The following is a 20,254-nucleotide window of genomic DNA, read 5'->3' as shown; positions in this document are numbered from 1 at the left end:
AGTCTCATAAAGTGAGTCTTCAGTAAACCCTAATACGAGCGTGAGCTTTTGTTCTCGGACGCTCATAAATCGAACCCACGACCCTCGGATCGAAACCAAGCGCTATGTCCAACTGGGCTAAAACCGCTGCACACGCAGCGAGCACGGCTTAAGGACTTTTTGGCAAACGGCGGTGGGTGGTTTTTGGTTAGGGGTCATGTTGTGGCGCAACTGAGAGCAACTCACAAAACCCCTAGGTGGCGCTTAATTATGGTTTTTGCCCTATCAAGAAAATGGCGTATTACTCTTTCAATGCTTGCAGCGACAAGCTAAAGCCACAAGCATGCGCGTATTTGACCAAGGTGGCCCAACTGGGGTTGCCGTTACCACGCTCCAGACGACTAATATTGCTTTTTTGCGTATTCATACGCACCGCAACCTGCTCTTGGGTTAAACCCGCCTGGCTGCGCATCGCAATCAACTGGTCGATCAGGGCAAACTCATCGTGCAATCTTTCATATTCGGTATTGACTTCGGGATTGCGCAAAGCGCGCTCTTTCAGAGATTGCAGAGTCATTGTTGACTTACCTCCTTCTTACGCTGTCGGGCCAGATTCAAATCTTTTCTTGGCGCCTTCTGAGATTTCTTTACGAAAGCATGCAGCACATAAATGCGCTGACCTTTCAAATAACAAAACAACCCTCGGCCTATTCCTTCACTGGCTTTGGCGCGTATTTCGAACAAACCATCGCCGATAGCCTCGGTGTGAGGCGCTCCTAAATGAGGCCCATGTTTCGCCATCAGCTCAAGCAGTTTAATCATGCGGGCTTGAATATTAGGTGGCATCTCAAGGATTTGATCTTCCACCCCAGAGTAAAAATCAATTTGCCATTTCATATGCCCAGAATGAATCTATACACAAATTATCATATATGATAACTCTCTCTCGGCGCTATGTCGATTACCCGAAACAGCCATCCTTCCCCCCATCAGGTCCCAAAACTCATAGGCTTCGTCGGGCCAGTAGAAACACCAATAGACGGCTCTCGTCATTTTTGTTCGGCCATACGGGGTATTGCGTTGAGCAGTACCGCAGCGCCCTCAACTACGCCAAAATACAACGCAGGCTTGCAGAATCAACGTGGCAACCGACCACGACTGCCCTGGCACAGTCGGCGATCCCACAAATGAAGACGCTGTGCCTGGCCGCTCCCTGAAATGAAGGTCGGCAGGAGACGATTTTGACCAGTAAGACACACCCCACGCTAGCGCCAGACCGCGCCCTAGCGACACGCCCTGAAGATGAGCGCCTCAGTGTTAGTGCCAACTTCTTGTACGGGCTGCAGCATGTCTTGACCATGTATGGCGGCATTATTGCCGTACCCCTAATTGTTGGGCAGGCGGCTGGTATGTCGGGCGCCGAAACCGGCATTCTCATCGCAGCGTGCCTGTTTATGGGTGGCCTTGCAACCATGCTGCAGACCTTGGGTCTGCCTTTTCTTGGCTGCCGTCTGCCCTTGGTGCAGGGGGTTTCGTTTGCCAGTGTCGCGACCATTATTGCCATTCTTAAGGGAGGCGGAGACATTCAGACGGTATTTGGTGCCGTCATGGTGGCTTCGGTAATAGGGCTGTTGATCACTCCCGTGTTTTCCCGCGTTATAAAATACTTTCCGCCACTGGTCACGGGCTCGGTCATTACGATAATTGGGCTGTCACTTATTCCTGTGGCCGCGCAGTGGGCCATGGGTGGCCATCCTAAAGCAAACGACTATGGCAACCTGAGCAATATCGGCCTGGCCGCCGTAACACTATTTATTGTGCTGCTGCTGAGCAAACTGGGCAATGCGGCAATATCGCGGCTCTCTATTTTGCTGGCCATGGTGTTGGGCACTCTCATCGCCCTGCTTACTGGCATGACAGATTTTTCAGGCTCAGCTGGAAGTAGCCTTATGGCATTGCCAACCTTGTTTCATTTTGGGCTACCCACTTTCAAACTTGCCGCCATTGCATCCATGGTGATTGTCATTCTGGTCGTTATGGTAGAAACGTCGGCAGACATTCTCGCCGTCAGCGACATCGTCGGCACCCGTGTTGATGAGAAGCGACTGGGCGATGGCCTGCGCGCCGATATGCTTTCGAGCGCGCTTGCGCCGATATTTGGGTCATTTACGCAGAGTGCATTCGCGCAAAATGTCGGCCTGGTCGCCGTAACTGGTATAAAAAGCCGCTATGCCGTGGCCACCAGCGGCATGATTATGCTGGCACTGGGGCTGCTGCCTGGCGTGGGACGCATTATCGCCGCCGTACCACCCGCCGTACTGGGTGGTGCAGGCCTGGTTTTGTTTGGTACTGTAGCCGCCAGCGGTATACGTACGCTCACCAAGGTTAAGTATGAGAACAATATGAACATGATTATTGTGGCAACCTCAGTGGGTTTTGGCATGATACCCATCGTCAAGCCAGAGTTTTACGATCACTTTCCCGCTTGGTTTTCTACTATTTTTCACTCCGGCATCAGCTCAACAGCGCTCATGGCTGTCGTCCTGAACCTGATTTTCAACCATATCAAGTTTGGTAACTCAGACCAGCAATCAGTATTCGTGGCGGGCACAAACCGCATAGTAAAAGAGCTCGAAGACTAAGTACGAGTAATACATGGTCTGGGCTCCTTATATACAGTTAGGCTGGCAAGGAAAGCCCAGCTCACGAAAACCCCGGTAAACTTGATGCTTATATGTTTGTATCAGGCCGCCGATTTTCACGGCGGCTCTTGCCTGGTTGCCCGAGCTTGCCATGACACTCCCTCCTCGTCGTGCTTACAGTTACGACTACACCCGCGTTGAATCGATTGTTGCTAGTTATATAAGCCAATGGAGGCAGGCCGGTTTCGACGCTGTAGTGGCTATAGCCCGAGGCGGGCTTGTCGCCGGGATGATGGCATCGACCGAGCTCTCTCTGCCTTTGTACGCCGTTAGCTATTCGCGTCCAGACCGCAAAGTATCCTGGTTTACGGCTGCCTACCCTGAGCAGGGAGCGCATGTACTGCTAATCGAAGATATCGCCGGGCGCGGCACCACACTTTCCGACAGCATCGAATTTTTGCGAAACCTGGGGTTCAGGGTGTCCGTATTCACGCTGGCCTACGATGACCAGTCTCGCATACGCCCCGACTTTGGCATGCTGATACCCAATGGCTACAGAGCCTGGTTTCCGTGGGAACGCACATCCGTCACGCCGCAGTTCGATGCCGTCCACAACCATCCCGACCGAGCCGAATTCGAATACGCATCATGGGCTATTGATCTGGACGGGGTGCTGTTAATGGACTTACCCGAAGAGCAGTATGCACGGGCGCTGCAAGAAACGCTGGCGCAACGTGACCAACTCGTGCCCAATACATTGCTGCCAGGGCTGGATCTTTCTCAGATCAGCATTATTACCGGCCGTCCAGAACAAGATCGTGCACGCACTGCCGCATGGCTGAACCAACATGGGTTTCATGGCCCACTTGTCATGCGTGACGAGTTGCGCCACAGTGTACCCGAAACGGCACAACACAAGGCAGAAGCCATTTTGGCGCGTTGTCACACACATTTCATTGAAAGCGACGCGGCGCAGGCTATTGAAATTGCACAACTGGCTACGGTCGCAAAAATCATCTGGTGGAATGGCGGCCAAGCCATGCTGGTGCAGGCCAGTGCAGCAACTCACCTACATCTTATTTAATAAACCCCCTAACTACGCGATGACCCCTATGGTCAGACCGGCCGACCACAGGCATAATACAGCCCATTCAAAAAAGTTCGTCGCACGTAGCGCCGACGCTAATCGTTTAACCTGCACCACATTGGTGCTGATCATTTTTTCTCGCCAGGAGCTAACCGACGTGCCCACACTATCCAAAATGACCTGCGTCGAAGATTTCCGTCGTCTCGCCGAACGCCGGGTTCCAAGAATGTTCTACGACTATGCCGACTCCGGCTCCTGGACGGAAAGCACCTATCGCTCTAACGAAACTGACTTTCACAAGCTCAAGTTTCGCCAGCGCGTCGCCTGCGACATAGAAAAGCGCAGCCTGCACTCCAAAATGATCGGTATCGATGTATCCATGCCGGTTGCCCTGGCGCCTACCGGCCTAACCGGCATGCAACACGCCGATGGCGAAATTCTGGCTGCAAAAGCCGCTGAAAAATTCGGCATACCATTTACGCTCTCTACCATGAGCGTCTGTTCCATAGAAGATATCGCCGCCCATACCAGCCGGCCGTTCTGGTTCCAACTGTATGTTATGCGAGACCGCGATTTCATGGAACGCCTCATTGATCGTGCCAAAGCAGCCCGATGTTCAGCGCTTGTACTTACGCTCGACCTACAAGTGCTTGGCCAGCGACACAAAGACATTAAAAACGGCCTCTCCACACCCCCCAAGCCTACCCTCATCAACCTCATCAACCTTGCCACCAAGCCGCGATGGTGCCTCAACATGCTGGGCACCAAACGTCGTTCGTTCGGCAATATCGTGGGCCACGCAAAAGGGGTTTCTGACCTCTCCTCGCTTTCCTCCTGGACGGCAGAGCAGTTTGATCCTTCGTTGTGCTGGGAAGATATCGAGTGGATCAAAAACCGCTGGGGCGGCAAGCTGATACTCAAAGGTGTCATGGATGCTGAAGACGCCCGCCTTGCGGTCGACTCAGGCGCTGATGCCCTGATCGTCTCCAACCACGGCGGCAGGCAACTCGATGGTGCCCCTTCCTCCATTTCGGCACTGCCCGCCATCGCGCAGGCAGCTGGCAACGATATCGAAGTGTGGATGGACGGCGGCATACGCTCGGGCCAAGACGTACTCAAAGCGGTTGCACTGGGCGCCAAAGGTACGATGATAGGTCGGGCTTTTCTGTATGCACTGGGTGCCATGGGCGAAGAAGGGGTCACGCGTTGCCTGCAGCTTATGGCCAACGAGCTTGATGTCACCATGGCGTTTTGTGGTCGTACCGACATTGCTGATGTTGATCGTTCCATTTTGCTCAACGGCAACATCTTCGACTAACCACTGCGCGCAGAGCCAGCGGGGCCAACGACAACTCGGGTATCGTCACAGTCGTGGCGCCCCGATACGCCACTGGCATCCCTCGACGCCGCCCCCTATTCTTATGGTCTCGTCACCTGACATCCTCGTCGTCCTAAGGCTGCGTCGTCTTACCGCCCCGCAGTCAATCAGCCTTCAGGCCTATTTTTGTGGTCAAGGCACCGAATCGCGCAATGTCGTTCTCAATAATCGCCTGAAATTCTTCAGGCGAACTGACTGTAGTTTCATACCCCAGTGCTTTCAGATCACGTTGGGTTTCGGGCTCCTGCATAACCGCTGTAACCATGGCATTAATACGGGCCACAATCGGTTTCGGCGTTTTTGCCGGTGCAAGCAGGCCATGCCATTGATCGAGTTCATAGCCTTCAAAGCCCAACTCGGCCACGGCTGGCACATCGGGCAACAGTGACGATCTTTGTGGTGAAGTTACAGCCAATGCGCGCAAAACGCCAGCCTCAATCAAGGGCATGGCCGACGACGCTGTCACAATAGCCATATCGACCGTACCCGCCCTAACCCCAGTCAGCGCCGGGCCGCAACCACGATAAGGCACATGCAGCCATGACACGCCGCTACGCTGCATTAGCATTTCTCCAGCCAGATGCTGGGGCGTACCGTTACCGCATGACGCAAACGTAGGGGCAGCATCTGGCGTCTGCTGTTGTGGTACTTGCAAAGCCTGCTGTAGCGACTGCCAGTTCGAATCTGCCGCCGTCACCACAACAGACGGCACATACGCCACATTAATAACCCCCGTCAAGTCGTTTAACGGCGAAAACCCCAGCTCGCTGAAAACACCGGGGTTAATGGCATAACTGCTGTTTGCAACCAGCAAGGTGTACCCATCAGGTTTGGCGCGTGCCACAACCTGGGCCCCAATATTGCCACTTGCACCTGCACGGTTTTCGACCACGACAGGCTGCCCAAACCGACGCTCAAGTTTTGCGGCAAGGCGGCGTGCCAGCAAGTCAGTACCCCCGCCGGGCGGAAACGTAACCACCAGCACCACCGGCCTGATGGGAAAGCCCTGCAACACTGCCCCCGCAGACGCATCGGTGGACGGACGTATGCCTGCCATCACAGCCTGCCCCAGAACAGCCACTGCCACAATACCCATCGCAAGCTGGGCGACCTTACGCCACGCTGTGCTCTTAGTCATGATCTGCATCCAGCCCGATATCCAAAATAGGCGCACTATGCGTAATCCAGCCTACGGCAATCAAATTAACGCCTGTCTGAGCAACGGCGGGGGCTGTTTCAGCCGTGATGCGCCCCGAGGCTTCGGTGATGGCACGCCCATCGACCAGTGCAACCGCCTCACGCAGTATGTCGAGCGACATGTTGTCCAGCAATACCGCGTCAACACCCAAATCCAATGCCTCTTGAAGCTGTGCCAGCGTATCGACCTCAAGTTGAATTCGCACCATATGCCCTACGCCCAGGCGAGCCCGTTGCACGGCCTCGCGCACACTGCCCGCCACCACAATGTGATTATCCTTGATGAGCACGGCATCATCCAGGCCAAAACGATGATTGCTGCCGCCCCCAACACGCACCGCGTATTTTTGTATGGCGCGCAGCCCTGGCGCGGTTTTACGCGTGCAGCTTATGCGGGTGCCGTAAGGACGAATGGCGTCGGAAATAGAAGCCGTGGCAGAGGCGACACCGCTAAGATGGCATAGAAAATTGAGCGCCGTACGTTCGGCACCCAGCAATGCCCGGGCGTTACCTTTAAAAATGGCGATCTGGTCACCCGCTGACAACCGTGCGCCGTCTTCCCGCACTATACGTATTTGAACCTGCGGGTCCATGCACTCAAAAGCCATACGGGCGAGATCCAGCCCTGCCAACACACCCTCTTGCCGGGCTACCAGCCGCATGCTGGCAGACGTGTGCTCAGGAATAATGGCATCCGAGGTGAGGTCTCCGGCACGCCCAAGATCTTCCAGCAAGGCCGACTTTACCAAGGGTTCAAGCATGAGACGCGGTAGCGGCGGTGTTCTCGGGTGGGTGTTTTTTGATGCTGACTGGGTTGCCGCTGTATCCACGCTTTCAGCCTGAGAAGAAAAACTATTTATGCTCATTTTGAGTATTTATAGAGTGAAAAAATAAGCGGACTATTGCCGCATCAACGCAGCGTGTTATTTCAACGCGACGTCTAATTATGCTAACAGTGAGCATAAGTAATCGTCAAGTGCGCAATCCGACTAACGGGCCAAAGGAAGCTTACTGCCAGCGATGGCGCGCTCTTGCATGATATCGCCCCGAAACTGAAACAATTTAGCGGGGCGCCCGGCCGTGCCACGCGTCATTTGCCCTGTTTCCTCGACCAAGGTCTGCTGCTCAATGAAACGACGAAAATTCTGCTTGTGCAGATTACGCCCTGCCACGGCTTCAAATGCTTGCTGAAGTTGCAGCAACGTAAAGCTGGGCGGCATCAGTTCGAAGACGACGGGGCGATAGCGTATTTTTGCGCGCAACCGTGCCATGGCGGTTGCCAATATGCGGCGATGGTCGTGCTGCATGGCCTCTCCTGGCACGAGTGGCGCAGGCAGCGCACTTTCACGACGTTTGGCCTCGGGCACAAGCCCTGCCTCAAACAGCAACTCATAACGTTGCAAGACCAACTCTTCGTTCCAGGAAGATTCATCTTGCCCGAAAGTGTATTCCACCCGCTGGCGACGCTGTCGATCACCGCCAATAGCATCTGACGTATCGCAGCTCCAAGCCTGCAGCGCAGGCATAATGGTGTCGTTCAGCATGGCGGGCATGCCCTCTCGCCAGTCTTCCCACGGAAAATAACGATACCAATCTTGCCAGCCTACACTTTCGTCATCCAGCTTGGGAGACTCTCTGGTCAACCCCAGATAGCTGACCGAAATAATGCGCTGCCCCTGCAGATTGGCGCGATCGCGATCGGCAAACGTGTACAGCTGCTCGACATAGCCCAGCGGGTGGTGTGTCTGCGTTTCTACCCAGGCGCGCAGACCTGCCTGCAGCGACCGATGCGATGACTCAAAAGGCCCCGCCGGCAAGGCCTGACTGCAGTCACGGGTAAGCACTCTGGGTTGACCCTGGGTAACCGACACCAATACGGCGACCAGTTCAGTTTCGACTGAATCTACCGGGCTAGCAACATGACGGGCAATGGAATCGGGCATAGGCACACGTAAAACTGCCATTATAGGAAGGATAAGCAGACACGCCGAACTTGAATACGGAACAGACGCCGTGCTACGGTAACAACATTTTTCAGATTGCGGAAGTGCACGGTTTTAATGAGAACAATTCCCCCTATGCCAGCGTGGCGCACTGATGGCCGCAGCCCCAACACCGATGTCTCTCGGCGCTTTAAAAACCTTATCTTGAGCAAAAACGCTACATTGGTCCAAACAACGGTCACGCCCCGTTCGCCGGCAGCCTGGCGGTGGCCAACGGCTGCACTGCTGCTGCCGCTATGTCTTCTGGCTGGCTGTGCCACCACACCGCCATCCAGTCCCGAAAACTTGTGCCAAATTTTCCGCGAGAAACCAGGCTGGCACAAGCAAGCTTTAAAAGTGCAAAAAAAGTGGAGTGTTCCACCTCAAGTGGCCATGGCCATGATGTACCAAGAGTCATCCTTTCGTCATGATGCGCACCCACCGCGCCGGTATCTTCTGGGCTTTATTCCATGGGGGCGGGTCAGCACTGCCTACGGGTATGCTCAAGCTAAAGATGAAACCTGGGCCGATTACAAGCGCGAAGCCGGCGGTATGTTTGCCAGCCGCGACAATTTTGGTGACGCACTGGATTTTATGGGCTGGTATATGGACAAAACCCAGCGCGTAAACGGCACGTCTAAATGGGACGCCTACGCCCAATACCTTAATTATCACGAAGGCTGGGGCGGCTACCGCAACGGTAGCCACAAAAGCAAAGCTTGGCTGCTGCGTACGGCGACGACCGTGCAGTCGCGCGCCGAGCGCTTTGGCGCACAGTATCGAAGCTGTGAAAAAAGCCTCTAAAGGCTGCGAACAGCACACCGAACCGGACGGGTTTACTTACCAACCCGTCACGGCCGCTTGCTCTTTTGAACACCAACGTCTGGACGAAGTATCTTGGGCGTATCGTCGGGGTCTGCCGGCTTGTCGTTAGCGCGATCTTGTACCCTGGCGTGCCGCCCAGCCTCGCCAAACTGGTTGCCACGGCCGACGTGGCGGCGGTCAACTTCAGTGTCTTTTCCCTGAGGATGGCGGGGTTCCTGAAAACCGTCTCTGTTTTTATCACCGTCAGCTGCGCCATCGGACTTAGCCTCATCCCTCGACTGATCCGGATGATTCACCTCGGCAGCTCGACGCTTGCGAACGTCTGGTGAGGGTGGATCGGAAATCTCAAAATCGCGAGGGTCATTCGTTTTTGGGCTGCGATCATACTCACGCATCTGGTTCTCCTTACTGGCACGGGTTATCGAAGTTGGGCGGCATACATCAACGACTGGTTTGATTAATGCTTTTCGCCGGCCAGCTCAGCATCAGCAAGCCTCATGCCATCGTGAGTACGTAGCACCCCAAGGCCAGCCCTTTGTACTCGGGCGGCGCCACACGTGACACCAATCTTCGGTCAGGCATGACCCTTGCTGTTTCAGGCTTACCCAACCACTATTGAGGAATACCGATCATGACAGAATCAAAAGACAACAAAGAACAAGCTCCTCAGGCCGACGACCAGGCCAAAGAGAGCCAAAAAAGCCACGGTGATCAACAGCATCGCAGCAAGAAAGATGGTCACGCAACGCAGCTAGGCAGTGGTCAGGATCAGACGAGTCAACGCAATCGTAAAGGTGGCGGCGCGCAGCGATAATTTAATTATTTAACCCCTGGGCCGCCTTAAATATATGCAAACTAAGCTTAGACGCTATGCACAGCCTATATTATTCGCGGCCGGGATCACCCACAAAACACATCTAAGTGATATAACTGTTTAATAACATTGATATAAATCACAGTTTCCATCAAAAACCATAGGCCGAATCAACTCCTGACACTAGACTGATGAACATACGCCCACTACCGGCGCGACGCGAGCGGCAGGAGTACGAACGTACACGCGCCGCCCGACGTTCATTAAAGGATTGATTCATGTACAAGACACTGTTTGCCATGGCAATTTTGGCCGCGTCCCACGTCGCTGGTGCCCAAGAATCCATCTACGATATCGAGCCCACTCATACCTTTGTCCATTTCGAGGCTCTGCATTCAGGCACCTCGACCAATCGCGGCAGATTCGACACTGTCGAAGGCACGGTGATGTTTGACCGTAATGGGAAAAAAGGAAGGGTGGACATCGTGGTGCGTCCCGACTCCGTCAACACTGGGATAGAGTCATACAACAAGCACCTGAGCAACGCTGACTTTCTGCACGTCGAGGCCTTCCCGACTGCACTGTTTACAGGAGACGACTTCGTCTTTGAAGGTAACCAGGTCAAGTCCGTTTCAGGCACGCTGACGCTGCTGGGCAAACAACAACCCGTAACACTGAAGGCGTTACGCTTTAACTGCTACGACAACCCCAGGGAAAAAACCGAAGCCTGCGGCGGCGACTTCGAGACCACACTGAAGCGCAGCGACTACGGCATGACATTCGGCCTACCGGGGATCCCCGACGAGATCCGTATTCTGATACAGATAGAAGCGTTAAAGCGCTGACGCCCCGTTAGCCCAAAACACCATGGGCAACACAGCTACTTGCCTATACAGGCCCGAGACGCCTGCGCGAGAAATAGACGTTGGTTACGGTATACGCGCCAGCAGTATGTGCACTACATACTGCAACGCACGCGAGACCGCGACATCTGCCGACCAGGCGCTGCACCACTGGCGGTGAACAATCGTTGCACACGCCACACGTCACCCTCCAGTCATAAGCCCCTCAGCATTGTTTCAAGCCACTACCCACAGACTTATCCACAGGATCAGTGGACAACTGCATGCGCGACGTTGATGGACGTGTTACTCGCTATATGCATGCGCAGGCCGAAGGGTGCGCCACACACCAATACTGTGATCGGGATAAACTTTAATCTTTGTGATAAACGCTAGACCGCGCTGCCGGCTGGCGGTGTAATGTATTTCTGGCACGCCAACGTGTGGCAGCAACCCAAGGACAAATGTAAACGATGACGAAGAAGAAACTGAAAGTTGGCCTGATCGGCGTGGGTATGATGGGCCACGGCATCGCATCCAATATCGTCAAATATGGTCATCAATTGATTATTCTTGACCATCCCGGAAATCAACCCGTCGAAGACCTAATCGCTGCCGGGGCAACCACCGCGCCAACACCTGCTGCCGTTGCACAGGCCGCCGACTTCATCGTTCTCTGTCTAACCGGCAGCCCGCAGGTCGAGGCTGTGGTAAACGAACCAGAAGGCCTGCTGGCCGGCATGGCACCAGGAAAAATCGTCATCGATTGCTCGACCGCACTGCCTTCATCCACCAGCAAGGTGTCAAAATCGATTGAGGCTGCGGGCGGTCACTACCTTGACGCCCCCATGACACGCACCCCAAAAGAAGCCGCACAAGGGCGCCTAAACCTTATTGTCGGTGGCGACGCAGAATTGCTAGAAAGATGTCGGCCGCTACTGCGCTCATTTTCTGAAAGCATTGTGCATGCGGGGCCCGTGGGTGCGGGCCATCAGATGAAACTTATCCACAACTTCGTATCGCTTGGGTTCTCGGCCGTACTGGCTGAAGCCTGCGCTTGTGCCCAACGCGCAAACATAGACACCGAGACCATGGTTGATATTCTGGCCACGGGCGGTGGCGGCGGCATTGTGCTTGACCGCCTCAAACCTTATATCACCGGCAAGGATGACTCAGGCATGCAGTTTTCGCTCGCCAATGCCCTCAAAGACATGAGCTACTACAACACCATGGCGATAGAGCTAGGTGCCTCGCATATCACTGCAGAGGCAATTCGCGCTTCGTTCGAGTTGGGCGTGCAGGCCAAATCATCACTGGGCACAGTGCCAACGCTCATCGATATTCTTGCGCAAGCCGGGGACCAGACAGCCACATAGCTCAGGCCAAACCGGTGCGCAGGCGTCCCGGCAGCCTCCTAGGGCCTGGCAATAAGATCGTCGGGTGTGTCGACGTCAAGCAGGCAGCCGGCATCTTGCACGTCCACCATCCATAGGCCGCCGGCCTGTGCCGCTTGCGTGTTGCCAGCGGTACAGGGCACGTGTGCCTTGACCAGGGCTTTTGCGCCTTCGTCGCCGGTAAGCGCGCGCAGCGCTGCGCCAAATCTATGTGAGAACCACACCGGATGCCCGCGACGCCCCGCATGACGCGGCGCAGCCATATCATGACTACAGGCAGCATCCATGACGGCCTGTATGGTTTCTCGTTGCATAAAAGGCATATCGGCAGGCATGATTAACCACCCTGCCGCGTCGGGCCGTTGAACAACCCCATGGGCCAGGCTGTGCCCCATTCCAGATCGTGCTTGTTCGCATAAGGTAGCGCGTAGACCTTCGGCCGCCAGAATTGATGCGAGCGCGTGATCGTCGGGACCGAGCACTACCAGGGTGTCAGGCACCACACTGGCCATCAGCAAAGCAGCATGCAGCAACATGGGCCTGCCGTTTATGCATTCGAGTCGTTTATCACGACCAAATCGCATAGAGCGTCCAGCGGCAAGAATAATGCTTGCTGCGGCAAGCACAGAAGCTTTCTTATCCGACATTATGTATGGGTTGGTGTGTTGGTGTTGGTGTTGGTGTTTGTGTCTGTGTCTGTGTCTGTGTCTGTGTCTGTGCTTGCGTCCGTGCATGTGGTAGTGTTTGTGCCTGGTTTTGAGTCTCAGTCTGGCAAACTACACCCTGCGGAACACACTGTGTATTACGCGCTGCGATCAACTCGGCCAAAATGGCTATGGCAATCTCTGCCGGTGCACGGCTATGTATGGGCAAGCCCACAGGCGCATGCAGCTTATCTACTTCATGCTCACTGACATCAAGTGTCAGCAGGCGCTCTCGGCGCGCACGGGTGCTGGCGATAGAACCTATGGCCCCCACATAAAACGCATCGGTTTTCAATGCTTCCATCAGTGCCATATCGTCCACTTTAGGGTCATGACTGAGCGTGACAATGACGGTGCGGCAATCTGGCCGAAACCCAATCACTGCGTCATCTGGCATGCCATCTAGCCACTGCACGCCGGGGGCACGCCAGTTGTTTCGCTGGGCCTCGCGCGGATCGTTGAGGTACACAGAGAAATCAAGTGCAGGCGCCATACTGGCCAAGTACTCAGACACCGCGCCTGCGCCAATAATCAACAGGCGCCACCGGGGGCCAAACAATTGCACCACTTCATTTTTGTCATAGCGCACAAAGAAGTCCTGGCTGCCTGTACAGGTAGACACCTCGCCAGTCAGCAGGTTGATATGCCGCTCCAGCAGTTGCCCGCCAGCCATGGCGGCACGTGCAGCCTTGACGCTGTGCAGATCAGTGACACGCTCCACGAACAGTTCCAGCGTGCCGCCGCAGGGCAGGCCGAAACGGCGTACATCTTCTGCATAGACACCATATCGAACGATGGCAAAGGTCTGCGGAAACGCCTGGGAAAACTGCCGCAAAAGATCGTCTTCGACGCAACCACCCGAAACAGACCCGATAAAATCGCCAGCATCCGTTGCCGCAAACAATGAACCAAGCGGTCGTGGCGCAGACCCCCAGTTACGCACCACGGTAACCAGCGCCACTGCCTTGCCCTGCTCGATCCAGGCTTGCACATGTGCCAAGACCTGATTATTCATGGCGTGCATGGGTATGTTTCCAGACTCTGTGCGCGCTTCTCCCGGAATGGTATGGCTCATCAGTGTGCTCCCACAACGGTCTTGGCCGTAACGTCAGAGGACTGCCCACCGAACGCTCCTCGCAGATAATTGGCGAGTTCTGCAACCTCTTCATCATCCAGCTTGTCGCTAAACCCTGGCATGGCCTGCCGGCCCTGTTGATCTGGGAAAGACTTGGCGTCCAATCCATGCAGTACGACTTGAATGAGATTATGCGGATCAGGATTTCGAACCGTTGAATTGCCAGCAAGGGCAACCGTCACATTGGGCTTGCCTTGCCCGTTGGCGGCATGGCATCCGGCGCACAGCGCCAAATAATGGCTGCGGCCAGCACGCAAATTTTCAGGTGTTTCTGCTGCGGGCTCGGGTTTGAACACGGCAGCCTGCTTGGGTGTATCGCCAGTAAGGAATTTTACCGTGGCCTTGTTATCACCTTCGGACAGAAAGCGCGTACTGTGATGGAAGGCGTCATACATGCCCCCATAAGCAGAGCCCTGTGGTGCGATGCCTTTTGCGAGAAACTGTTGCAAGCCTTCGACGGTCCAGCCTCGTGCTGCCAGAGCCTCAGGCGTTATGTCCGGCGCATGAATCGCCTCCGCCGCTCCGCCCTGGTAGCTCTTGCCCAGTTTCAGTTGCCCCAGCTCACCTCGGGGTGTGTGGCATTCGGTGCAATGCCCCAGCGCGTTGACCAGATAGCGGCCCCGCACCCATTCATCAGAATCTCCTTTCGACACCGACGGCAACGTATCTTTGAGAAAGAGCAGATTCCAGCCACGCATCAACGCCCTTATGTTGAACGGAAAGGATATGGTGTTTTCACGGTTAGGCGTGGGTGCTGGCTCCACGCTTTGCAGGTAGGCGAAGATGGCATCGCTGTCGGCCCGCGACACACCGCGATAAGAGGTATAGGGCATGGCCGGGTATAGCGGGTGCTCGGGCGAGATGCCATCGTGCAGCACTTTGTAAAAATCAGCGGAGGTCCAGTCGCCTATGCCATGCTCCTGATCCGACGTAATGTTTGTACCGTAAATGGTTCCGAAAGGTGTGGGCACCGGCACCCCGCCAGCAAACGGAGCACCGTCTTTCGTTGTGTGACAGGCTGCACAATCACCCGCTTGCGCCAGGTATTTTCCGCGCACCAGCAGTTGCTGGTCGGGAGCCTGCCCTTGCGTATCAATGGCAGAGGTGTCGTAATCCGGATCAAGTATCCCCGACAGAACTGCGCCGCCCACGATAAGTACCAGGATAACTATCCCCCCCAGTGCGGTAGATGCTTTCATGAGCGCTCCTCAATGATCAACCCTGGTGTATTCAGGATGACATCTTTTACGGCCTGGTGATAACGCACATAGCCGGTGCAACGACAGATGTGGTCGTTCAGGGCATCCGTCACATAACTCTCTACCTGATCACGGGCGATGGGCTGGCGCTGGAGGCGTTCGACCAGCACCGTGGCGGCATTGACAAAGCCAGGCGTACAGTAGCCGCACTGAAAGCTGTAGAAATCCAGAAACTTCTGCTGCACTGCGGTTAATGCGGTGACGGCGCCCTCACCGTCTCGCGTCGCATGCCCTTCTACTGTCCGCACTTTGCGCCCATTGAAGTAGCCCACCCCGGTAATACAGGTGCGAATTTCTTCACTGTGACTATTGTCACGATCAAGAATCACCACACAGGCACGGCATACCCCCTGGCCACAGCCCAGACGCGTACCGGTGAGGTTTACATACTCGTGCAGAAAATCCAGCATCATCAAGGTCTCAGGCACCTCTATCGGGCCAACCGCCTCACCATTGATGGTCATGGAAATTTTGATGTTTGCTGCACTCATGCCAGGGCCTCCTGAATCTTTTCGGGTGTGACAGGCAGAGAATAAAATCGCTGCCCTGTGGCATGCGTAATGCCTGTAACGATAGCGGCCACAATGGGGATCATCACAACCTCGGCCATGCCTTTGGGCGGGTCAGTTTCTGATAACGGCGGCAAAACCTCAGCCGTCTGTTTCCAGAGCGCAACTTCCTTGGCGCGCGGAAGATGGTATCGATTGAAGTTCCACGTGCCGTTGCCCGGGCCTTCTTCATACAGCGGCAGCGACTCGTACAAAGCATGACCTATACCCATGGCGATGCCGCCCTGAATCTGGCCCGATACCAGCTCGGGGGACAACAGGCTGCCACACTCGATAATCGAATGGTGATTCAATAATTCAACCTCACCACTGCCGCGATTCACAGACACTTCAGCCAAGGCGCTCATCGCAGAGTAATAGGTGACGGCGGCATTGTTGCGTTGAACTGGCGGGTAGTAAACGGTCTTTCGGTTTATGAACTTGTAGCTTCCGGCCGATATGCTCCTCGTACCCAGGGAATCATCTGTTCCCGCATCAATACTAACTACTGCTGGCACGCCGCCTTGCCCCTCTCCTCCTGAAGGCGCACCCCCACCAAAGCATAAAGCGATGCCGTCCAAGGGCAACCGCTCCGTCTGTTCGCCAACGTCGAAATCTGCCTCTGTCCACTGCCAGCGATTAAAGCCATGCACCACTGCGCCGACCAACAGCCCCATCTCATGGGCCTTGGCTGCCAGCTGTTCCAGACTGAGCGGCTGCATACCATTTGCGGTCAACAACCCTTTTTCCCAGCGCGCATCTTCGCGACGCACCACGTAGGGCGCGGCCTGGCCGCCCCCCAAACCACTAGACCAGATAGCCTGTGCAGCCGGCCATACTCCATGCACAAAAACCAAACGCGCGGCTTCCCGGGTGGTGTGCGTGTAATAGAACGCAGAGTTAGATGCACTGGCGGGTGACGCAAGCGCAGGCGTCCAGGCCGGGTTGGCCGAGAGCTTGTCTTGATCGTCCTGACTCATCAGATAAGGATCGCCTGATGAGATCATGGGCAGATCAGGCCAGTCGGTGATAGCCACGCCAATATTGCTTGCTGGCTGGCCCAGCCAGCGCACACAGGCCAGCGCCTGAGAGGTACTCATGCCTGTGCCGATTTCCGTGCCAGAATGACGTAGCAGTATTTCGCCCTTGGGCGAGATTTCAACCTTGGCAAACGAGCTTTCTGCCCCCGTACCAAAATCCTTTTGCACACAGGCAAAGCCCACGCCGTAAAGTTTGCCTGGGTGATCTGCCTCAAACTCTGCCTTGCGTCGTGCACGGTTCACCCATACTGGGTCATTGCGGGCTTTTTCAAGAATTTCTTCGGCACGAATTTGCCCGGCAGGGATGGCCCCTTGGGTATTTTTCATGCCGCTTTTCAGCACATTTTTAAGCCGAAACTCAATAGGATCCATATCAAGTTCGTGTGCCAGCTCATCCATGAGCATCTCTGTGGCGGCCATGGATTGCAGCGTGCCGTAACCTCGCGCCGAACCACAGTCGACAGCGCGCGAGGCGTCGGCTCTGGACGTCATGTCTGACTTGGGCAGGTAATAAATAGACTGCGCGGCCGTCGCACCCACCATGGCAACCGAAGGCGAAAAATTGGAGCGCCCGCCGCCATTGGCCACCATATCAATCACACAAGACTGAATCAGGCCTGTCTTGCGGTCCACGCCGATGTGGTAATCCATATCAAAGGCATGCCGCTTCAAAGACGTCTGAAACTGCTCATAACGATCATTGGCAATACGCACGGGCTTGCCATCACCATACAGCGCGCAGACCAGCCCGTAAAAAGGCATGTTGCAATGGTCTTTGGAACCGTAACCCACGGTATAACAGGGGTGCATGACCAGCGTTTTGGTCTTGAAATTGCTTTTGGCCAGCATGCCTGCCGCTGTCGCTGCCACCTCAGTGGGCGACTGGGTGGGTACCACCATGTGCATGGTGGCGTTTGGTTCGTCATACCAGCAGTTGGCGTTATCGGGTTCGAGCGCAGCCGTATCCACCGACTGAGTTTGATACCGACGGTTAAGCACAAGCCAATTTTCAGGCGGGTTGCTCATTTCATCTCGCAACTGGCCCGCATGGTACATGCCCTCCTCACCCAACTTGCCATGGTTCTTGCCGTCTGGCCAGACTGGCAGTTGTTTACGCATTTGGCTGGGAAAAACCGGCGCATCTTTCAGGCTGGAGAACACATCCTCGTCATAGCCGCTCTTGCCGCCGACACGCACATAACGAAACGTACCCCACGGGTCACGAACCAGCGGGCCAGTATGCTCGCCGTATTTGACGACATCATCCTGAAACTGCAGCGCGTCCTTGGCAAGCCGAAAGCGCGCAAAATCATGAAAGATCAAAATGGCGACGGCATGCCCCAGATAGGCAGGCGTTTGGCCTTCCGGCAGCAGCATGTCTTCACCATAAAAATCAGAAAACGCCACGCCGTCGCGCGCGAGATCTGCGGCCGTGACCACGCGATCGGGTTTTGTAGTTTCATCCAGGCGTGAAAGGTCAAGGCCGGTATAGCGTGCATCAGCGCGCGCGGTGCGCAAAATCAGGGCATGGCTTTGTTGGTCTGGCCAGTTGGGTAAATCGCGAGCACGAATATCACGTGCGAAAATCTTGCTGCCTGTTACTTTGGCGATGCCATCGACCCGAAACCTGGCCAGGCCGGTGGCAGGATCCCACTGCATGGGCGTCAGGAGCTTCTGCTCCATGAACGCGGCATAGGCAGGTGAACCGAAGGGGGCAATGTAGGTTGTGATGCCGGCAATAGTTGCGGCTTTGAGAAACTGACGTCTTGATAACGTGGGGCGGGCCATTGTTTGAAACTCCTGCAAATCTGTAAGAGTGGCCAGCAACTAGCATTCCCGCCTGCCACAGACCTTTTATTCTTCAATAATACGCCAGTACAGACTTGTACAGATTAAAAGTGCCTTAAGACGAGATGGCACGCCTTAACAGCGCCCCGCTCAGCGTCGGCGTTTCAGCAAGTGCTCCAAGACTCGGCCAATCTGGTATTTGCTTATCCACTTTAATAAGCCATAAGAAAGACGGGCCTTTTCCTGCCCAAGTGGCTGGTCTGGCGGCAACTGCATCCAGGTAGATTTTGAGTACGCAATCAACTGATCAGGATAAACGCTGCGATGACCAATCACCAGGTAAGCCGCAATGCTGGCACCCGCTACATAGACTGTTCCTGTAGGCCCCCCAAATAGCTCTACACCCATAAGTATGGCTGCTACAGGCGTATTGGACGCCGCCGCCACAACAGATACTAGCCCTACTGCTGCACCCAGCGCAGGGCTTAACCCCAGCATCGGCGCACACGCGCTGCCCACCAGTGCACCAATGACAAACTGTGGTGTCACAATACCGCCATAAAACCCCGAGCCTAACGTAATGGCAACGAGCAACGTCTTCCAGAAGAAGCCCATATAGGGCATGATTTGCCCTTCGAGTGCATGATCCATGAGTGGCAGGCTCAGCCCCAGGTAATCGGTGGGTATGAACAGCACAAGCACCGTAAGCAAACAGCCGCCTATGAAAGGCATAAGCGGCGGCCAGATATTGAATCGTGAACGCAGCAGGTCAAACATGCTGCGGGAAAAACGAATGAGGTCCACGAACAGCCAGGCAGCAAGACCGCACGCGATGCCGATTAGTATGGTCTTGAGAAAAATAATTTCTGAAAAATCAGGCAACCCTGGTATTACGTAATACTGATAAGGAATGCCCCAAAGCTTGCTAATCTCGAACGACGCCACGCCCGCAATAATGGCCGGGAACAGAAAATCATGACGAATGCGGCCTATGGCCAGCACTTCTACGCCATAAATAGCACCTGCGATAGGTGTGCCAAACACACTGGCAAAACCTGCGCTAATACCACAGGCAACAATACGCTTTTGCAGCTCTGGGTTTAAACCAAGCACGCGCCCCAAGCCTGCGGCCAGCGACCCGCCAATATGGGAACAAGGGCCTTCCTTACCTGCAGAGCCGCCGCACGAAAGCGTGATAATAGCGGCCAAGGGCTTAATAGCCATGGTCTTGAACGGCATGCGCCCTGCCTGCTGATGCACGGCTGTAATGACCGAATCTTTAAGCCCCGTTTTATTACGACGATAACCGTAGTAAAGCAGCAAGCCATTAAGCAAACCACCCAAGGGAAGCAATATGACCTGCGCCCACAACGGCACCAACGTGGCACGATCGGTAAAAAAGAATAGCCCGTGCAGGAACAGACTCGTGCCGGTTCCGACAATGGTTCCGGTTACCGTCGCGAGCACCACCCACTGCAGCACGGTGGCCAGCATTACCAGGGGTTCGATGTAATTGAAGCGGAAACGAGGCATTGTTAGGCTTAAAGTAGGAATACCGCATTATCGCGCATTCTTGTTTAACCTTTAACCAAAAGTATGCTCGTACTACTCGTCGCCCTGCCATTCACCGCATAATAAAA

At 55.0% G+C, this 20,254-nt stretch carries 19 protein-coding genes; 7 read left to right on the top strand and 12 right to left on the bottom strand.

Annotated features, from left to right (window positions below; genetic code table 11):
• Positions 1–280: 280 nt before the first annotated feature.
• Entirely contained in the window at positions 281–556 is a 276-nt protein-coding gene (locus FQ179_RS01245) for a helix-turn-helix domain-containing protein (protein ID WP_149395453.1), read from the bottom strand.
• Positions 553–876 carry a type II toxin-antitoxin system RelE/ParE family toxin gene (locus FQ179_RS01240; RefSeq protein ID WP_149395452.1) on the bottom strand — a complete coding sequence of 108 codons (324 nt, stop codon included), beginning with the start codon at positions 874–876 and terminating at the stop codon, positions 553–555. The genes FQ179_RS01245 and FQ179_RS01240 overlap by 4 nt, the downstream gene beginning before the upstream one ends.
• 344 nt (positions 877–1,220) lie before the next feature.
• Here FQ179_RS01240 and FQ179_RS01235 point away from each other — a divergent pair, with 344 nt between their 5' ends.
• The 3 genes from FQ179_RS01235 (at position 1,221) to FQ179_RS01225 (ending at position 5,026) form a co-directional block, all read left to right on the top strand.
• Positions 1,221–2,621, top strand: a complete 1,401-nt coding sequence (locus FQ179_RS01235) for a nucleobase:cation symporter-2 family protein (protein WP_255474787.1) — start codon at positions 1,221–1,223, stop codon at positions 2,619–2,621.
• Between the two features lie 151 nt (positions 2,622–2,772).
• Positions 2,773–3,705, top strand: coding sequence for a phosphoribosyltransferase family protein (locus FQ179_RS01230; RefSeq protein WP_149395451.1), 933 nt, complete (start codon positions 2,773–2,775; stop codon positions 3,703–3,705).
• Between the two features lie 160 nt (positions 3,706–3,865).
• Positions 3,866–5,026: an alpha-hydroxy acid oxidase gene (locus tag FQ179_RS01225; RefSeq protein ID WP_188074476.1), complete on the top strand. Its 1,161-nt coding sequence runs from the start codon at positions 3,866–3,868 to the stop codon at positions 5,024–5,026.
• Between the two features lie 163 nt (positions 5,027–5,189).
• Here the strand turns inward: FQ179_RS01225 and FQ179_RS01220 are convergent, their stop codons facing one another.
• From FQ179_RS01220 to FQ179_RS01210, 3 genes are all read right to left on the bottom strand, one after another.
• Positions 5,190–6,143 (bottom strand): tripartite tricarboxylate transporter substrate binding protein, encoded by a 954-nt coding sequence (locus tag FQ179_RS01220; protein ID WP_149396855.1) that lies wholly within the window; start codon positions 6,141–6,143, stop codon positions 5,190–5,192.
• Positions 6,144–6,216: 73 nt separating this feature from the next.
• A complete protein-coding gene (gene nadC, locus FQ179_RS01215; protein WP_149395450.1) occupies positions 6,217–7,149 on the bottom strand; it encodes a carboxylating nicotinate-nucleotide diphosphorylase in 933 nt (310 codons plus the stop codon).
• Between the two features lie 123 nt (positions 7,150–7,272).
• Complete coding sequence (locus tag FQ179_RS01210) at positions 7,273–8,247, bottom strand: hypothetical protein (protein WP_149395449.1); 975 nt, start codon at positions 8,245–8,247, stop codon at positions 7,273–7,275.
• 261 nt (positions 8,248–8,508) lie between these two features.
• Between FQ179_RS01210 and FQ179_RS01205 the strand changes: the two genes are divergently transcribed.
• Positions 8,509–9,069, top strand: a complete 561-nt coding sequence (locus FQ179_RS01205; protein WP_149396854.1) for a transglycosylase SLT domain-containing protein — start codon at positions 8,509–8,511, stop codon at positions 9,067–9,069.
• Positions 9,070–9,116: 47 nt separating this feature from the next.
• Here FQ179_RS01205 and FQ179_RS01200 read toward each other — a convergent pair whose 3' ends face one another.
• Positions 9,117–9,485 carry a hypothetical protein gene (locus tag FQ179_RS01200; protein WP_149395448.1) on the bottom strand — a complete coding sequence of 123 codons (369 nt, stop codon included), beginning with the start codon at positions 9,483–9,485 and terminating at the stop codon, positions 9,117–9,119.
• A gap of 236 nt (positions 9,486–9,721) precedes the next feature.
• Between FQ179_RS01200 and FQ179_RS01195 the strand changes: the two genes are divergently transcribed.
• The 3 genes from FQ179_RS01195 (at position 9,722) to FQ179_RS01185 (ending at position 12,122) form a co-directional block, all read left to right on the top strand.
• A complete protein-coding gene (locus FQ179_RS01195; RefSeq protein WP_149395447.1) occupies positions 9,722–9,904 on the top strand; it encodes a hypothetical protein in 183 nt (60 codons plus the stop codon).
• Between the two features lie 278 nt (positions 9,905–10,182).
• Complete coding sequence (locus FQ179_RS01190; protein WP_149395446.1) at positions 10,183–10,749, top strand: YceI family protein; 567 nt, start codon at positions 10,183–10,185, stop codon at positions 10,747–10,749.
• Positions 10,750–11,219: 470 nt separating this feature from the next.
• A complete protein-coding gene (locus FQ179_RS01185; protein ID WP_149395445.1) occupies positions 11,220–12,122 on the top strand; it encodes an NAD(P)-dependent oxidoreductase in 903 nt (300 codons plus the stop codon).
• 38 nt (positions 12,123–12,160) lie between these two features.
• Here the strand turns inward: FQ179_RS01185 and FQ179_RS01180 are convergent, their stop codons facing one another.
• The 6 genes from FQ179_RS01180 to FQ179_RS01155 form a co-directional block, all read right to left on the bottom strand.
• Positions 12,161–12,787: an NTP transferase domain-containing protein gene (locus FQ179_RS01180; protein ID WP_149395444.1), complete on the bottom strand. Its 627-nt coding sequence runs from the start codon at positions 12,785–12,787 to the stop codon at positions 12,161–12,163.
• Entirely contained in the window at positions 12,777–13,919 is a 1,143-nt protein-coding gene (locus FQ179_RS01175; protein ID WP_255474785.1) for an XdhC family protein, read from the bottom strand. Before FQ179_RS01175 ends, FQ179_RS01180 begins: the two co-directional genes overlap by 11 nt.
• On the bottom strand, positions 13,919–15,178 hold the full coding sequence (locus tag FQ179_RS01170) for a cytochrome c (protein ID WP_149395443.1): 1,260 nt from the start codon (positions 15,176–15,178) through the stop codon (positions 13,919–13,921). The genes FQ179_RS01175 and FQ179_RS01170 overlap by 1 nt, the downstream gene beginning before the upstream one ends.
• The gene (locus FQ179_RS01165) at positions 15,175–15,729 is read right to left on the bottom strand and encodes a (2Fe-2S)-binding protein (RefSeq protein WP_149395442.1); all 555 of its coding nucleotides are present in this window, start codon (positions 15,727–15,729) and stop codon (positions 15,175–15,177) included. The genes FQ179_RS01170 and FQ179_RS01165 overlap by 4 nt, the downstream gene beginning before the upstream one ends.
• A complete protein-coding gene (locus FQ179_RS01160; protein WP_149395441.1) occupies positions 15,726–18,614 on the bottom strand; it encodes a xanthine dehydrogenase family protein molybdopterin-binding subunit in 2,889 nt (962 codons plus the stop codon). Before FQ179_RS01160 ends, FQ179_RS01165 begins: the two co-directional genes overlap by 4 nt.
• 150 nt (positions 18,615–18,764) lie before the next feature.
• A complete protein-coding gene (locus FQ179_RS01155; protein WP_188074475.1) occupies positions 18,765–20,147 on the bottom strand; it encodes a chloride channel protein in 1,383 nt (460 codons plus the stop codon).
• Positions 20,148–20,254: the final 107 nt, after the last annotated feature.

The organism is Pusillimonas sp. ANT_WB101, from assembly GCF_008369125.1.
Taxonomy (GTDB): domain Bacteria; phylum Pseudomonadota; class Gammaproteobacteria; order Burkholderiales; family Burkholderiaceae_B; genus Allopusillimonas.
Note: the sequence above shows the minus strand (reverse complement) of the source record. Positions and strands in the feature narration are given on the sequence as shown.

Excerpts from the sequence above, each read along its gene's own strand:
- FQ179_RS01155 (WP_188074475.1), bottom strand. The coding sequence starts at position 20,147 with ATGCCTCGTTTCCGCTTCAATTACATCGAACCCCTGGTAATGCTGGCC.
- FQ179_RS01175 (WP_255474785.1), bottom strand. The coding sequence starts at position 13,919 with ATGAGCCATACCATTCCGGGAGAAGCGCGCACAGAGTCTGGAAACATA.
- FQ179_RS01190 (WP_149395446.1), top strand. The coding sequence starts at position 10,183 with ATGTACAAGACACTGTTTGCCATGGCAATTTTGGCCGCGTCCCACGTC.
- FQ179_RS01200 (WP_149395448.1), bottom strand. The coding sequence starts at position 9,485 with ATGCGTGAGTATGATCGCAGCCCAAAAACGAATGACCCTCGCGATTTT.
- FQ179_RS01210 (WP_149395449.1), bottom strand. The coding sequence starts at position 8,247 with ATGGCAGTTTTACGTGTGCCTATGCCCGATTCCATTGCCCGTCATGTT.
- FQ179_RS01230 (WP_149395451.1), top strand. The coding sequence starts at position 2,773 with ATGACACTCCCTCCTCGTCGTGCTTACAGTTACGACTACACCCGCGTT.
- FQ179_RS01170 (WP_149395443.1), bottom strand. The coding sequence starts at position 15,178 with ATGAAAGCATCTACCGCACTGGGGGGGATAGTTATCCTGGTACTTATC.
- FQ179_RS01245 (WP_149395453.1), bottom strand. The coding sequence starts at position 556 with ATGACTCTGCAATCTCTGAAAGAGCGCGCTTTGCGCAATCCCGAAGTC.
- FQ179_RS01180 (WP_149395444.1), bottom strand. The coding sequence starts at position 12,787 with ATGTCGGATAAGAAAGCTTCTGTGCTTGCCGCAGCAAGCATTATTCTT.
- FQ179_RS01240 (WP_149395452.1), bottom strand. The coding sequence starts at position 876 with ATGAAATGGCAAATTGATTTTTACTCTGGGGTGGAAGATCAAATCCTT.
- FQ179_RS01165 (WP_149395442.1), bottom strand. The coding sequence starts at position 15,729 with ATGAGTGCAGCAAACATCAAAATTTCCATGACCATCAATGGTGAGGCG.
- nadC (WP_149395450.1), bottom strand. The coding sequence starts at position 7,149 with ATGAGCATAAATAGTTTTTCTTCTCAGGCTGAAAGCGTGGATACAGCG.
- FQ179_RS01160 (WP_149395441.1), bottom strand. The coding sequence starts at position 18,614 with ATGGCCCGCCCCACGTTATCAAGACGTCAGTTTCTCAAAGCCGCAACT.
- FQ179_RS01220 (WP_149396855.1), bottom strand. The coding sequence starts at position 6,143 with ATGGCAGGCATACGTCCGTCCACCGATGCGTCTGCGGGGGCAGTGTTG.
- FQ179_RS01185 (WP_149395445.1), top strand. The coding sequence starts at position 11,220 with ATGACGAAGAAGAAACTGAAAGTTGGCCTGATCGGCGTGGGTATGATG.
- FQ179_RS01195 (WP_149395447.1), top strand. The coding sequence starts at position 9,722 with ATGACAGAATCAAAAGACAACAAAGAACAAGCTCCTCAGGCCGACGAC.